At 43.5% G+C, this 15,200-nt stretch carries 18 protein-coding genes; 12 read left to right on the top strand and 6 right to left on the bottom strand.

What is annotated here, in order from left to right; genetic code table 11:
• Positions 1-140 precede the first annotated feature (140 nt).
• The 4 genes from V6669_RS22770 to V6669_RS22755 form a co-directional block, all read right to left on the bottom strand.
• Positions 141-1,172, bottom strand: a complete 1,032-nt coding sequence (locus tag V6669_RS22770) for an ABC transporter substrate-binding protein (protein WP_338588204.1) — start codon at positions 1,170-1,172, stop codon at positions 141-143.
• 34 nt (positions 1,173-1,206) lie between these two features.
• The gene (locus V6669_RS22765; RefSeq protein ID WP_338588203.1) at positions 1,207-2,073 is read right to left on the bottom strand and encodes an ABC transporter permease; all 867 of its coding nucleotides are present in this window, start codon (positions 2,071-2,073) and stop codon (positions 1,207-1,209) included.
• Positions 2,073-2,849 carry an ABC transporter ATP-binding protein gene (locus V6669_RS22760; RefSeq protein WP_338588201.1) on the bottom strand — a complete coding sequence of 259 codons (777 nt, stop codon included), beginning with the start codon at positions 2,847-2,849 and terminating at the stop codon, positions 2,073-2,075. The genes V6669_RS22765 and V6669_RS22760 overlap by 1 nt, the downstream gene beginning before the upstream one ends.
• 241 nt (positions 2,850-3,090) lie before the next feature.
• A complete protein-coding gene (locus V6669_RS22755) occupies positions 3,091-4,770 on the bottom strand; it encodes a PucR family transcriptional regulator ligand-binding domain-containing protein (RefSeq protein ID WP_338588200.1) in 1,680 nt (559 codons plus the stop codon).
• 218 nt (positions 4,771-4,988) lie between these two features.
• On the opposite strand from V6669_RS22755, the gene V6669_RS22750 reads away from it, so the two are divergent.
• The 6 genes from V6669_RS22750 (at position 4,989) to V6669_RS22725 (ending at position 8,067) form a co-directional block, all read left to right on the top strand.
• Positions 4,989-5,465 (top strand): hypothetical protein, encoded by a 477-nt coding sequence (locus V6669_RS22750; protein WP_338588199.1) that lies wholly within the window; start codon positions 4,989-4,991, stop codon positions 5,463-5,465.
• A gap of 88 nt (positions 5,466-5,553) precedes the next feature.
• Positions 5,554-5,892, top strand: coding sequence for a hypothetical protein (locus V6669_RS22745; protein ID WP_338588198.1), 339 nt, complete (start codon positions 5,554-5,556; stop codon positions 5,890-5,892).
• 118 nt (positions 5,893-6,010) lie between these two features.
• Positions 6,011-6,364 (top strand): hypothetical protein, encoded by a 354-nt coding sequence (locus V6669_RS22740; protein WP_338588197.1) that lies wholly within the window; start codon positions 6,011-6,013, stop codon positions 6,362-6,364.
• 242 nt (positions 6,365-6,606) lie between these two features.
• Positions 6,607-7,119 (top strand): pilus assembly protein, encoded by a 513-nt coding sequence (locus V6669_RS22735; RefSeq protein ID WP_338588196.1) that lies wholly within the window; start codon positions 6,607-6,609, stop codon positions 7,117-7,119.
• 85 nt (positions 7,120-7,204) lie between these two features.
• Positions 7,205-7,738 (top strand): hypothetical protein, encoded by a 534-nt coding sequence (locus tag V6669_RS22730; RefSeq protein WP_338588195.1) that lies wholly within the window; start codon positions 7,205-7,207, stop codon positions 7,736-7,738.
• Between the two features lie 74 nt (positions 7,739-7,812).
• Complete coding sequence (locus tag V6669_RS22725) at positions 7,813-8,067, top strand: hypothetical protein (protein ID WP_338588194.1); 255 nt, start codon at positions 7,813-7,815, stop codon at positions 8,065-8,067.
• A gap of 8 nt (positions 8,068-8,075) precedes the next feature.
• Here V6669_RS22725 and V6669_RS22720 read toward each other — a convergent pair whose 3' ends face one another.
• Positions 8,076-8,654 (bottom strand): hypothetical protein, encoded by a 579-nt coding sequence (locus V6669_RS22720; RefSeq protein WP_338588193.1) that lies wholly within the window; start codon positions 8,652-8,654, stop codon positions 8,076-8,078.
• Between the two features lie 419 nt (positions 8,655-9,073).
• Between V6669_RS22720 and V6669_RS22715 the strand changes: the two genes are divergently transcribed.
• Positions 9,074-9,544 (top strand): NUDIX domain-containing protein, encoded by a 471-nt coding sequence (locus V6669_RS22715; protein WP_338588192.1) that lies wholly within the window; start codon positions 9,074-9,076, stop codon positions 9,542-9,544.
• Between the two features lie 114 nt (positions 9,545-9,658).
• Positions 9,659-10,084: a hypothetical protein gene (locus V6669_RS22710; RefSeq protein WP_338588191.1), complete on the top strand. Its 426-nt coding sequence runs from the start codon at positions 9,659-9,661 to the stop codon at positions 10,082-10,084.
• Positions 10,085-10,235: 151 nt separating this feature from the next.
• On the opposite strand, the gene V6669_RS22705 is transcribed toward V6669_RS22710, so the two are convergent.
• Positions 10,236-10,610 (bottom strand): iron-sulfur cluster biosynthesis family protein, encoded by a 375-nt coding sequence (locus tag V6669_RS22705; RefSeq protein ID WP_338588190.1) that lies wholly within the window; start codon positions 10,608-10,610, stop codon positions 10,236-10,238.
• A 277-nt stretch (positions 10,611-10,887) separates the two neighbouring features.
• On the opposite strand from V6669_RS22705, the gene V6669_RS22700 reads away from it, so the two are divergent.
• From V6669_RS22700 to V6669_RS22685, 4 genes are all read left to right on the top strand, one after another.
• Positions 10,888-11,916 (top strand): LacI family DNA-binding transcriptional regulator, encoded by a 1,029-nt coding sequence (locus tag V6669_RS22700; RefSeq protein ID WP_338588189.1) that lies wholly within the window; start codon positions 10,888-10,890, stop codon positions 11,914-11,916.
• Between the two features lie 180 nt (positions 11,917-12,096).
• Positions 12,097-13,368 carry a sugar ABC transporter substrate-binding protein gene (locus V6669_RS22695; protein ID WP_338588188.1) on the top strand — a complete coding sequence of 424 codons (1,272 nt, stop codon included), beginning with the start codon at positions 12,097-12,099 and terminating at the stop codon, positions 13,366-13,368.
• A 101-nt stretch (positions 13,369-13,469) separates the two neighbouring features.
• Positions 13,470-14,357, top strand: coding sequence for a sugar ABC transporter permease (locus V6669_RS22690; protein ID WP_036668619.1), 888 nt, complete (start codon positions 13,470-13,472; stop codon positions 14,355-14,357).
• Positions 14,350-15,195, top strand: coding sequence for a carbohydrate ABC transporter permease (locus V6669_RS22685; RefSeq protein ID WP_017687022.1), 846 nt, complete (start codon positions 14,350-14,352; stop codon positions 15,193-15,195). Before V6669_RS22690 ends, V6669_RS22685 begins: the two co-directional genes overlap by 8 nt.
• The last annotated feature ends 5 nt before the right edge of the window (positions 15,196-15,200 follow it).

Below are 15,200 nucleotides of genomic sequence, written 5' to 3'. Positions count from 1 at the left end.
TTGAAGTTTCGAATCAGCTCCAAGTCCGCTGTAAATAGGGCAAGTTCCTCGCTTGTAATAACTCCGTCCACATATTTGGCGCTTTCTGTACGGCGGTGTGTGAGATAGTCGTCCTGGTTCAGAGTAATCACCCTTTCTCTCTATTTGGTGGTGAAGCTTGAATCGATAATCTCCTCGTAAGCGAGGTCTTCCTTCAGATTGCCGATGAAGCGTTGCATATCGATTGCGGTCTCGAATGCTGATTCATTGATAAGTCCCTCCACAGGATATACCTTACTGTCGATCATGCGTTGTACCGCTTGCTCCACGACGTTTTTGTCCAGATTCGGGAATTCCTTCACGGCAACTGCTTTTGCGCCTTCAGGATTCGATTGAATATATTCCAGAGCTTGCTCAATAGAGGTGACGAAGCGCTGGGTGAGATCAGGATTCTTCTCAATGAAGTTTGCAGTTGTATTCATCGTTGCAAAAGCAAAGTCAGGATAATCCTTCGTGAAATCATGGATAATATGCAGCCCTTCTGCAATGCCTTGATCCAGCTGCGGCTCGTAAACGATAGCAATGTCAGCTTTGCCGGCTAATACAGCACCAAGCTCGGAACCATTCTGAACCTCAGTGATCGTCACATCCTTGTCAATATCGATGTTGTTGTCAGCGAATAGTTTCCGCAGTAAGCTGTTCGAGCTTGTAGGTGCCAAGCCCACAACGATGGTTTTACCTTTGAAATCCGCTGTCGAGTTCACGGTTACTCCTTCTCGTGCAACCGCCCATACTGGAGCACTGCCCGATAGAAGGACCAGTGAACGAGCATCTCCGCCCTTTGCATTAGCAAATGCGACATGCTCAGGACCGTGGAAGGAGAACGCGGACTCACCTGAGATCACCGAAGACAATGCTGTTGGACCGCTTCCGGCAGCACGGATGGAAGATAGCTCAATACGATTCTCCTCTAGGAATCCTTGGTTGTTCGCTACATACAAGGGAAGGTAGAGCAGGTTATGATACACCTCGGACACCATAATTTTGTCCACCTGTGTATTTGCTTGCCCCTCGCTATTAGATGCACCTGCGCCGTTAGCAGGTGTTGTGGCATTGCTGCCACACCCGCTGAGCAGTGTAGTCAATAGAAGTGTCATCGCTGCTAGAATAGCTATCTTTTTGGATGTACGCATTAGTCATCAGTCCCCTTTAATCGTTGTAGGTCAGCTATACAGATGTGGATTTGCTGCTGGTCTTGTTGTCATTCCATGGAAGGAGACGGGATTCGATATAACCGACACAGGTGTAGAGGAGCATAGCGACCAGCATAAGCATGAACACGCCGACCCATACGGCCGGAAGGTTGAACAGGTTGCCTTCGACAAATACCATATGTCCAAGTCCTTTGTCAGAAGAGATGAATTCTCCACCTACAACAGACACCAATGCCAAACCGATATTGATCCGGAAGGCCGAGATGATCCATGGCAGAGAGGAAGGAACGATAATTTTGCGGAAAATTTGTGATTTTTTTGCACCAAAGGATTTCATCAGATTAATCTGGGATTCGTCGATTTGATGAGTCGCTTGGTAGGCGGATAATAGCGCTACGATAAATGTTGCTACGGAGGCCAAAGCAATCTTGGAGAAGATGCCTGAACCAAACCAGATGATAATCATGGGAGCGAGTGCGATCTTCGGAATACCGTTCATCGCTACAATGAATGGATCGAGCACACGGGCAACGGACTTGGAATACCACATGAGCAGTCCTGCCAATGAGCCGATTAAGCTTCCTGCTACGAAGCCGATAACGGTGGCATTCACCGTTGCAAACGCGTCTGTAAGCAGTTGCCCTGAGCTGGCCATCATGATGGCGGCATCAAGAATGGCGCTTGGTGATCCCATGAGGAATCCGTTAACCAGCTCGAAACGAACGGCGGATTCCCAGATCACCAGGATGACCGCTACAATAATAAACCGCCACAGCATCGTCATCAGCCATTCTTTGGAGAAGGTGGACTGTCTGCGTTTGCTCTTCACAACTCCAGCAGGTTTTCCGGCAAGGGTAATTTCAGGTGATGTGCTCTTCATTAGCTGATCCTCCCCATTTGGATATCAAGCTCTGACCAGATCGATTCAAAATACTGCTTGAACTTCTGGTCGGAGCGGGCTTTCAATGCTGAGCCATATTGCGAGGCGAGACCAATGTCATACACCTGCTTCACGGTCGTTGGTCTTTTACTCATAACGGCAATACGGTCGGAGATGGCGATGGCTTCCTCAATGTCATGCGTGATCAGGACGCCTGTTTTGCCCTCGGATTTGAGAATGGATAAGATTTCATCTTCCAGAATGAGTCTGGTCTGATAATCAAGTGCGGAGAAGGGTTCGTCCAGTAATATAATATCGGGCTGGGTAACGAGGGTACGAATGAGGGCTACACGTTGGCGCATACCGCCTGATAGTGTGGAGGGATAGGCTCCTGCGAATGAAGCCAGGCCATAACGATCCAGATAATCCATGGCAATATCGCTGCGATCCTTTTTGGACATCCCCTTCACTTCCAAGCCTAACGTGACATTGTCCAGGATGCTTCTCCAAGGAAGTAAGAGGTCCTTCTGCATCATATAACCGACATGCCCGGTGGTCTGATCGATCTCTTCGCCACAGACGATAACCTTGCCATTTGTTGGCTTAAGCAGACCTGCGATAATATTAAAAATCGTACTTTTGCCGCAGCCGCTCGGTCCCACGATACTGAAGAACTCCTGTTTCTTGATTTGCATCGAAACCTCAGCCAGGACCTGAATATCTTCTCCGGTTGCACTGACAAATGATTTGGATACGCCTTGTATTTGTATAGCCATGATAGGTAGCCCCTTTCCTACAGCCTGATGGTAGTTCGTTTCTTGATGTAAATTGATGTTAATTAACATGACATTAATGAATATATTCCTAATCATATAGACTGTTTGCATCATTGTCATTAGTTACTCTGAACATAAAAATAGAATTAAATCAGTTAAAATGCACAAATGAAGATTGAACATGAATCGAATATGAAAAGAAAACAAAAGAACGTGTCATTATACATGACACATTCTCGGTTTAAGACGTATGATTAGCTTCACTAGGAGCTGGATTAACATTCAAAAGGGACTCAAGCGCGAAGGCAAGTCGGAAGCGCAGGCTCTCCATCGGGTCCTTAATGTTCCTGCCGGTCAGTTTCTCGCATTTTTCCAACCTATAGATCACTGTATTGCGATGTACGAACAGCTCTTTCGCCGTATCAACGATCTGGCAATGATTCTCATAGAAGGAGGACAAGGTTTTCATAAGCTCGTTACGCTCATTTGGATCTCGGTCAGCGAAGGCCTTAAAGGTTTCGTGATGGAACTGCAGCATCTCATCGTGGGGAATCATGCGCAGCAGACGGCTTATATCCATGGTTTGATAGGAATGAGCGAAGCGTGTCTTTCGCATCTGATAGCCGGATTGGAGCGCCTTGACTGCTTCTTTATAGGAGAGTCCTATATCCAATACATTGGTGTAGGAATTACCTATGCCGAAGGATAGGCTGAGCTGCGACTCTGTATACAGATTGCTCGCCATCCGCTCAAGCTGCTGAACAACGGTGTGTTCGTCCCAAGACGATTCGGCCAAAAAGACGAGTATGCCGAACTGGTCGTTCTTAGTGAACATGACAAAGGAGAGATCCAATTTGGCGAACTCCTGCTTAATCAACTCGTAATTAGCGTCTCGTTCCGAGATGAACCGCTCTTCCCCGGAGGAAGTAGAGTTCTGCTTAGGTATGCCCGCTAAGGATTCATCCTTTTTGGCAACCATGAGAACAGAACTTCCTTTGGCTTGCAGCCCATATTTTTTGCCGCGGTGCAGCGCTTCTTGTTCCGAACGAATGAAGCCTTGAATGAGATCGGAGAAATATTCATTTTTGTAACGGCGGGAGCGTTCCTTTACGGCTTGCTTCTTGGTTAACTCCAGGCCGATCACATTGACGGCTTGCTCCAGTGCCAGAGTGGACAGCTTGGAGGTTGCGGAACTGTCGTATAGTGCGATCAAATAACCCTCGTGCCGATCTGTGAAGATCGGATGAAGCTCGGTGTGTCGATATTTATCAGCAGTAAGTAGGCAGATCGAGATTGCGGTGTGGAAGGAAGGGTGCTCATCTATAAATGTCAGTATGGGCGCGGCGAGAGACTGGTCATCCATCTGTTGTGCATAATGGGAGCTTGCTGTAATCTGCTTCTTCGAACCAAGCAGCAGCACAGGTGAGGATAGCAGTTGAGACAACGTATCTACGATGGATGGTATGCCTTTTCCCTGCATCACCATCGTGGAAAATTGCTTGTGAATAGACAAGGCGTAGTGTAGCTCATGGGTTTTGTTCTGAAGGATGGCACTGATCGAATGTTGAAATATTTCACCAAGTGTATTGTCTATCTCGGACAGTTCGATGATTGGGAAGCCCAGCCTGTTGGCTGTCTCAAGCAGTTGCGGAGATAATTCAAGAGAGAAACGCTGAGTCTTGACAGCAAGCGCCGCACAACCAATCGCATGCATGTCTGTAATGAATCCAAGATGAGCATCGGGACGATCTTTCAAGATATAACCGTTGGTCAGCAGCATATCTCCCGGCTTCAGGAATTGGACAATATCTGGCGCATCCATAATATTAATCGATTGCACCAAGCGATCAAGGCCACGATGCCCGGCAATAACCTTTGCTTTGGAGAGAATGGGGATAGTCAATAACTGTTGCAGATCCATCTTCAACCCACTCGCTTTCATAATGATATGTTATAAAATCTAACATTAAGTGGGGTGGGCGTAAAGAAGAGTTTGGATAAAGAGGATAAAAGATAGATGTAAACAAATTTCTCATAAATATAAAAACTTTCCAATAATTCAATGCGTTATACTAAGTAGGTCTATATAAAATTTGATCATTATTACTAACTCGAACACTAAAAAGGAGTTCTCGATCCATGAAAGGAAAAAGAATAGTATCGCTTTTACTTGCTGGTGTTGTTGCTGGTTCTATTTTAGTGGCATCGACTACAACTGCGGAAAGAGTTGTAGCCCAAACTCCGATGGAAGCAGCAACGGAGTATTTTCAGGCTTACATTGCTAAAGATGTAGAGGGAATGATGTTTTATTCTAAAGATACCAATTATTTGGATGAGAAAAGTCGTGAAGAAGGATATGTAAAGGATCTTAAAACTAATCCAACTACAGGGTATGAAATTGTGGAAAGCAGACAAATCAACACGGATGAAGTTCAATTTTATGTAGTTCAAAAGTATTCAGGACAAGGCTACGAACAGTCACCACCACTCCCGTATAAAATTTTCAAAAGCGAAAATGGATGGAAGGTTTTAGTAGAGCCGCTAGAAATCAATACATTGACAGGTGAAGTCACTAAAGGTACACCGATTCACGCTTGGCAGTATACAGATCATTAGTTGTTTTAACTGGAACATAGGTTCAGTTGAACTAGAGGGCAATGGATTTATGAATGCAACTATAGAAACGACTGAGGAGTGACCTTCAATGAAAAAATTATTTATCAGTACGGCATTAATAATGACTGTTTCGGCAGTGACTGCTTTAAGTATTTATGCGAGTAATTATTATGATGATGCTAAAGCGGATAACCCAAACTATCCGGATTTTGGTCCTGCAGTACAATTATCAGAAGAGGAAATGAATAGAGCTCTAGAAAATGTCAGTAGTATAACGACTTCTTTTGGAACATTTAATAGGGTACCCGCGAAAGACGCCTTCATTTCCGAAAATGAAACGGTGGATAACTTAGATCATTTAACTGCTCATACCAAACAGATTTATTCTCACGGTAATTACTTTGTGAAAAGCGATTCCGAGGAATAAATTTATCAGAAAATAAGCTCGACACTTCATTGATTGGGAATGGTTCTTTTTAGGGCGTGGGAACGATAGAAGTCACTGGTTAAATTCCGTGTTTGATGAAAGTGTTGAGTTTATTATTTTGGATTTGTTACAGATGGGGAAAGAGAAGCCAATCGTAGTCGATACTTTTATGGAACCTGCTTATCTAAGGGAGCTTGTTAACCCCAACCGAGTTGTTTATATGTTTGCAGAAGATGACCTAATTCGAGCGGAGTATCTGGATCGAGATCATCTGAGAGGCATGGAGGATGTGTTCCCTAGTTTATCAGATCCACAACGTGCACGGGAAGAAACATTAAACACGGTGGTTAAAGCATCGAATCATTACCTGCAACAAGCGGAGCAGTATCAAATAAAATGGTTTATGAGAACATCTCAGTCCAATAAAGATCAGATGTTATTGGAAGTTGAAAAGCATTTCGGTTTTCGATGATACTGGAGTAGCGAATTATATCAGTCGTCATTTGTTACAGTAGAATTATACGGGGGCTCAATAAAACCCAGAAAGTAGCCGATCAACCTGATTGGCTGCTTTTGTTCAGCTAAAGGCAGGTTAACTCAACGCCATCTTACGAATTACAGGTGTAACTTTTATTGATTGATAGCGTTGTTGAATATGAGGAACTTCTTATAGGTTTTAAGAATAACTAATAAAAGAATACGAGGAATGAAGTAATGAAGAAAAAGAGACTTTTTTTTACTGTTATATCATTAGCTTTAACAACAGCGACTGTAACCGCCTGTGATTCAACAAGTCAAACTCAAGAGAATATGTCTAATCCAAAAACTGGTGTATTATCAAGCAAGTCCGAAAGTACAACCCTTTCTAATTCTTTAAGTGAACAAGAGAGTACACCCTCCCACTTTATTGCTTCTGGAGGCGCAACGGTACAGCAACCCTTTTCCGTAAATCCGGAATCTGTACATATAAAACTGCTTATGAAAAACAATAGTAGGCATGAAGTTAATGTTAGTTTAACGCACTTAGATACTAGTGAAGTGTATTTCGCTAGAACGATTGCTCCTGGGGAATCTTTGGATTGGATAAATAGTAAAGAAGGTTTCACACAGGGGATGAGTACTGGAGGCTACTTGCTTCAATGGAGTGGTGGCGGTTATCAGGTTGAGGGGGAATTATGGGGATCAGCTGGTTCAGACCCGGACGATACTGTTGATCTAACTTATTGAACTAACGGGCAGGTTAGTGTAAGGACAATGGAATAACATACTATCTCATATAGAATACTTTATCTTTAAAAGGGAGGGGAACACATTGCATAATATGATGAATAAGAGACAATTTATTGAGATGACAGTTAAAGAACAACATTCTGTAGTATTTAAAGTTAATAATCGAGATGAATTTTTCCGTGGTGTTGCTAAAGGATTAAAGGAAGGCTACCTAGTTGTTGAAACAGAAGAAGGTGAAAACTGTAAATTTAATATGGATGACATCATTGAGATTTATGCTATCAAGTCTTCATCTCCAAAGCATAGTGCTATCCAATCCCACAGTTTGATGAAAGATAGCAAGGATGACCTTGAAAACCTTGTACTCCAGTTTGAAAGTTTAAATGACGATGTAAAGAAACAAATTACCTCTTCTTTATCAAAAGTGCTTAGTAAGCAAGTGATCATTTCGAAAATGGATATAACTTCATACAATGTACTTGAAATTGAAATGATTACTAACACGATAAATGGATATCTACTCACTATTAAAACACGGGATATTCATTCCGAATTTTTCGAATCATACAACCAAAAGACTTGTTTTGGGAAAGGGCTAGATAACAATCGAGAATAGCCTAAGGGAGGAAAAATTATAAACGCTAAAATAGCAGGTCGGGAACCTGTCAAAAATCCCTGGGAGGTGAGTATGTGAAAGAAAGAATTAAAAATGTTCTGGTAGGTACTGTAGTTTTTGTTGTTGGCTTTTCCATTATTCTGCTTCTTACAAGCTCCGATATTGAAGCTGAACTTACATATTATGCTGCCATAGCATATGCTCTTTTATACTTAGCCAGTGTTATATCTGTTTGCACCGCGGTACTCCTTAAAAAGATGACTCAATTAAAAAGTGAAATTACTCTTAAGCTAGCCGGAAAAGTTAGTTCAATAAGCAATTTATCCTAATGTCTGTATTACACTAAGCGCTTTATGACTCTGTTTAAAGCAGTATTCCAAGGTCTTGATTCAATCAATTCAATTCCATTTATCTTACAGGTATCTGCTATCCATTCTCCATACGAAATACTTACTTCAGCTCTATCATGTTGTAATTCGCCACCTTCTCTTGCTAAATAATTCTGCACTATTTGATTTTTATTTGGTTCATGTACAAATATTGATTTCACCTGTGGGTTATCGAAAGATAATGTTAATTCGGGATAGACAAAATCACCTTCAATAATGATTGGTAATTTATCTTCAATATGCCGGTTTGCAAGCTCTTTTAATACTGGAACCATTTCTTTGCTGACATCAATCAGCCAGTTTACCGTGCCGTCAACTCCAAAGTATTTCCCATCTATATCAGAATCCCGATAATGAATTACAGGAAATGGCTCCTTTGTTGTAACTGTTTTTACGGATAGGTGAACATCATCTACTTCCAAGACATTCACACCATAATATCGAGCAATCTCATAAGCAATACTTGATTTACCTATTCCTGATGCTCCACCAATAAATAAAACTGTCCAGTTTCTATCATTATTCATTTTGCCAACCTCATTTATATGTTCATCGATTATTCTAATGATTATGTAGTTGTTCAATATTATTCTACTTATTCCCTTCTTCTCTCACATCAAATTTCAAAATGGCACACAGAGAGATCATGAATCAAAAAAAAGGTGAATACTTTATTATACGAAAGTTAGTAATTGCGCAAAATTATATACTTGACTCTAAAGTACTAAGGTGGGTATCATTTCCATATATTGATGATTAGGAGAATGGTCGATGTTAATTTTAGAGTTAAAACAATCTCATCATCATGAAAAGCGTTAATTCATTCCTAAAAAAATTGGGATGGGTTAACGCTATTCGCGCTTCCCGTCCTGTGATATATGAACGCGCAGGACTTAGGTCTAGCGCGTTTTTTTATTTTGGTTACAAAAGAAATGGAGGAGTAAAAATGGCAATCATGACCGATTCAAGAGGTAACATTTTTTTGGAATTTATTCGTATCGAGTACGATAAGGTCATTACAAGCACACTGGATGCTCCACTAACACATGCTCTAATTGTGGTGAAGTGCCAAGGAAAGTATCTATTCATGCATAATAAGTGGAGAAACAACTGGGAACTTCCAGGTGGTATTATTGAAGCTGGAGAGAATGCGGAGCAATGTGTAATTAGAGAATTGTTTGAGGAAACCAATCAAAATATGGATTCGGCTGAATTCAAAGGGCTAATGAAGTTTAGACTCCAGCCAAGTTTTCATGGACCTGAACGGACAGAGTATGGAGCTCTGTTCATGGGTGAACTGTGCCAACTTGATGATTTTGTTGAAAACGATGAAGCTTCTTCCATTATCCTTTGGGATGGTACATCGGAGATTGGTGATATCGCGGAAATAGATAGGAAGTTAATTGAATTCGTGTAATACATGATTGAACTAACAGTAAACGATATTTAAGGGGAATTAAGGAACAATTTGAGCAACCCTTTCTATACATCATTCGTTAGAGTATGAGAGAGGTGAGATGAAATTATTAAAATGAGTAATAACATCTTAATGTTGGTATTAGTGATATCCACAATATTTGCGGGGTGTTCACCAAAAGAAAAAAATGAAGATACAATTACTGAACGTGTAGTAGCAACTGATTTTGTTCTTGAAGTAACCACACCAACTGTTATAAGTACGGGTGAGGCACTGAAAGTAAAAGGAACTTTAAAATATACAGGTATTAAACCAGTTGAAGTATCTCATGGAGAACCAATCATTCGTTTTTTCTTCTCCGGTAGTAACGAGGAGCGTAATTATGCGGATGTGGGATATGTAACTGAGTTTAAATCAGGTCAAGTGGTTGAGGTTGAAGATGAGTTCATAGTAACCAAGAAAGGGAAACAAAATCTCATTGTGGATATGACCGCGGATATCTCTATGACCATGAAACCAATTGAAATTCTTGTGAAGTAATCTTATAACATTAAACTGACAGAAAAACGTTAGCTCAAATGAAATGTTTACAAAAATAATGCCTAATAAACTCATTGAAATTGATAAAAAAACCTCCCGTCCCACATAACAATGGGCTTGGGAGGTTTTGATTATAGTGCTAATTCAACGTTTATCGTACAAACCATCCAGTGGGCTGAGGGGCTACGTCTGCGGTATCTCGTAAATCATGGACTTTGACATTACTGCCATAGATCATGGAATCACTGCTAAGTCGGAACGAAGGGAAACTGTGCTCGGATTGCAGACGCAGAGAGGGTTCAAAGTAAATCTGCTGCTGTTTGTTGATTACAAAGGGAAGCGACCCAGCTTCTACGGTAACATCATCGCTATCCGGTTCGTTCAAGATCAGAAGTACCGCAATTCCGTCACAACCGCATCCATCGGTATCATAAAACAATTTGAAATAGCCTGGTCGATCTCCCAGCTTTTCAGTAAGTCTTGCTTCTGCCAGCGGACTGACTTGAATGATCATGACGTCGTTCACACTCCTCTAATCTCCAATGAATTCGCTTACAATTTAATATATGGACCATAGACGCAGATTAGAAGGTGAAATAAAGAAAAGCAAACATGTCCTGTAAAAATATTGACGTTAATGCGTAATGCAACGAACAATTCACGTATGAATGTTATACCCGGAACTTCTATGGGTTCAGTGTGAAATCATTCGCCCGTCACTGAAACCCATTTCATCGCCAATCCTTATCTGGTATGATAAGCAGGGAAAATAGGGAAAATTAGAGAAAAAGGAAGGTTCCGCTATGACACCGATCACCATATACGACATCGCCAAAGAAGCAAATGTATCTGTAGCGACGGTCTCCCGGGTACTGAATGATACGGCACCTGTGCGTGCAAGCACCCGAGAGAAGATTATGTCCATCATTGAAAAACACCAGTTTCAGCCCAATGCGCAGGCGCGCAGTCTGATCAAGAAAGAGACGGGTACCATCGCCATCATCCTGCCCGACATTACGAATCCCTTTTTCCCGGAAGTGTTCTGGGGTGCGGAGAATGAGGCTCGCGGATTGGGGTATACCTTCTTTCTGTGCAATACCGCAGGAGACTACAACAGGGAATCTGAATATTTGTCTATCCTGCGAGAGAAGCGTGTAGACGGGATTATTTTCCTCGGCGGGCGAATTAACATGCAGGTCTGTCCGGATGACATGGCTCAGGAATTGATTGATATGGGCAAACGTATGCCAATCGTGCTGGTCAATGGCAATATTGCCAAAGGCGGGTTCCACCGGGTGTACACGGATGAAGGTGCAGGGGCAGCCCTTGCAGCTGAGCATTTGCTTAAACTGGGGCATCGCGATATCGCCTTTGTTGGCGGCCTGAAAGAGTTGTCCACCACCATGGTCAAGGTCAGAGCTGTACAGAAGAAACTTCGGGAGCATGGACTCGAAATACCAAAAGAACGGCAACTGCTCGGCAGCTTTTCCATCGACGACGGCAAACGGGAGATGTCCAAACTACTGGATCGTGACAATCCGCCCACCGCAGTTATCTGTGTCAATGACAATACAGCGATTGGTGCCATTAAGTCAACGATTGAGCATGGGCTCTCGATTCCGAAGGATATATCCATTGTGGGTTATGATGATACACCGCTCGCCAGTGCCGTTATACCGGAACTGACAACCGTATCCCAGAATACGTATCAGCTTGGCAAACAGGCTGTGGATGTGTTGCATGAGCTGATTAACCAAGGCAAACCGAAGAAGCAGATCATTCTGCAACCGGAGCTGATTGTGCGTCAAAGTACAGGACCTGCTGCAAGATAAAGGGCCTGTAATTGGAAAAGAAAGCGTTGACATTTCCTCGAAGGGTGAAATATAATGAGTGCGTGAATGAAACCCCTTTCATAAAGTGGAACGGGTTTTATGTTTCAGCTTAATGAAACCCATTTCATGAAACGGGTTTCAGTGTAGTCATCCATTCATTATATCAAGGGGGCGTAACGTATGAGAAGAAGTTTAAAGGTCATTTCGTTATTGATGCTGGTCATGGTAATGGGTCTGACAGCCTGTAGCAGCGGGAGTAAAAACAGTTCTTCCGGCGAGTCCGGTGGCAAGGTTGATTTGAGCATGACGATCTGGGGCTCGGAGGATGAGAAGAAGATTTATCAGGAACGACTCGACATTGTGAAACAGACGTATCCCGATATTAACGTGAAGCTGAACGTGGTTGCAGGGGATTATGACCAGAAGGTACAGACCATGATCGCCGGAGGAACGGCGCCGGACATCATGATGATTGCCGAGAACTATCAGGCTTACGCCTCCAAGAATCAGATTATACCGTTGGATGACATGATTCAGGCGAACAATGTGAACATGTCCGAGCGTTATTCCGATGATATTGCCAACCTGATGAAGTATGATGGCAAACAATTTGGTTTGCCGGATCGGGCAGGTGCGATGGTCCTCTTTTATAACAAAGATCTGTTCGACAAGGCTGGGGTGGAATACCCAACCAAAGATTGGACGCAGGATGATCTGATGGCGGCAGCTCAGAAGCTGACGGTGAAGGAGAATGGCAAAACGGTTCAATGGGGTTACTACCCAGGTAGCTGGTGGCCGCAATGGATGCAGCTGATCTACCAGAACGGTGGCTCATTGTTCGATGAGAGTGGTAAACCAACCTTCAATACAGAGCCTGTGCGGAAAGCATTACAATTCATGAATGACCTGACCTTCACACACGGTGCGGGACCAACACCAACCGAGATTGCCGACATGGGGAATATCGGAGCCGATCCGTTGTTCGCTCAGGGCAAGATCGCCATGGAAACAACAGGGTTCTGGAACATCGGTTCACTTGCCAAGGTGGAAGGCATTAATTGGGATATCTCTCCGGTATGGGGCGAAACAAACGCATTCTTTAACGGGTTAACGATTACCAACGCTTCCAAACACAAGGAAGAAGCTTTCAAAGTCATCGAAGCACTGACCACACCGGAAGCACAGATGCCGATGGTCAAAGCCGGTCAGGATGCTCCTGCAACCAAAGCAGGTTTGTCCAGTGATGAATTCCTCAATGCTGAATACGGCGGCAAAAAAATCAACATGGCTGCGTTCAGTGAATCAACGATCTATGCAGAACCGTTCAATCCACAATGGAACGAAATGATGAAGCTCATTAACGATAAGCTGGGTGTGTACTTCAACAACAAAGCCTCGCTTGATGATACGGTAACCGAAATTCAGAGTGGACTGGAAAGACTCTACAAATAGAGGATTTTTCTGAACATGCACAAATAGCAGCGACAGCAGGACAGGTGGAATCGGCGTGAATGCGGGTTCCATCTGCTCTCTGCGTCATGGGAGGGCTTAACGTGAGAAAAAAGGACGGGAAATGGTTCTACATCTTCATCTCGCCTTGGCTGATCGGGTTTCTGGGGCTGACCCTGGGTCCGATCCTGTTTTCCATCTATATGAGCTTCACGAATTGGGATCTGTTCCAGTCCCCTGAATTCATCGGTATCGACAATTACAAAACGTTACTGACCGATGATCCGATCTTCTGGAAATCCGTCGGCAATACATTCTTCTATGCACTAATATCCATTCCGCTGGGCATGTCGATCTCGCTCTGGATTGCATATTACCTGAACAAGAAAATCAAAGGGATTACCTTCTTCCGTATTCTGTTCTATCTGCCTTCCGTTGTTCCGGTGGTTGCGAGTTCATTGCTCTTCATCCACTTGCTTGCACCGACGGAAGGATTGATCAACCAGGCACTTGCGATCTTCGGTATTCAGGGTCCCGCCTGGCTTCTTGATCCGAACTGGGTTAAGCCTGCATTGATTCTCATGTCATTATGGGGTGTAGGTGGTGGCGTGGTATTGCTGCTTGCAGGGATGAAAGGGATTCCACAGGAGCTGTACGAGGCCGCTGCCATTGATGGAGCGAAGAGTACGCAATCGTTCTTCCATATTACATTCCCGATGCTGACTCCCGTCATTTTCTTCAATCTCGTGACTGGCATGATTGGAGCGCTCCAGACCTTCGCGCAGGTATTCATCGTCACTGCCGGCGGACCTGACAATTCAAGTCAGATGGTTGTTCCCTATTTGTTCCAGAATGCGTTCCAATTCTACAAAATGGGATATGCATCGGCGATTGCCTGGGTACTATTCATCATCATCATGGCGTTGACACTCGTTGTATTCCGTTCATCGGCGCTATGGGTGCACTACGAGGAGGGAAAAGCCAATGAGTAATCCATCGACTGTGGAGAAGACGATATCCTATATTTTTCTGATTCTGGTCGGGGTGCTGCTTGCTTCACCTTTCCTGTACATGATCTCCATTGCACTGGCAAGTGACGCAACCACCGTCAAATCAGCTTTTACCTTCGTACCAATGGAGTTCCAATGGTCGAACTTTTATACCATCTTCACGAATAACAATCTTGGCACGTATCTCAAAAACTCGGTCATCATTACCGTCTTTACGATTGTCGGATCGGTATTATCAGCTTCGATCGTATCCTACGGCTTTGCCCGAATCAAGGCAAAAGGCAGCCGTTTCCTGTTTATTGTGTTGCTCAGTACGATGATGATTCCGGGTGAGGTTACGATGGTACCGCAGTTCATCATCTTCCGTCATCTGGACTGGATTAATACATTTTACCCGCTGATCGTACCAAGCTTCTTCGCCGGAGCGTTCAACGTATTCCTGATTCGGCAGTTTGTCATGAGTATTCCAAAATCACTGGATGAAGCCGCCATGATCGATGGTATGGGACACCCGGGAATCTACTGGAAGATCATTATGCCACTGACTTATCCGATACTTGCGGCCATTGCGATCTTCTCATTCTCCTATAACTGGGGGAACTTCATGGGGCCGCTCATCTATATCAATGATCCGGAGAAAATGCCGCTGGCACTTGGGGTGCAGCTGTTGACTACGGTAGGGGGTGGGCAGATGCCACCATGGAACCTTGTGATGATCGCTTCCCTGTTCCTCACCATTCCGATGGTGTTGGTATATCTGTTCGGACAACGTTATGTCTATGAAGCCAACATTAGCGGCGGAAGCAGCGGAATCAAGTAACAGAA

It is taken from the genome of Paenibacillus sp. Y5S-9, from assembly GCF_036894235.1.
In the GTDB taxonomy this organism is placed as follows: domain Bacteria; phylum Bacillota; class Bacilli; order Paenibacillales; family Paenibacillaceae; genus Paenibacillus.
This window is presented reverse-complemented; position numbering and strand designations above follow the sequence as displayed.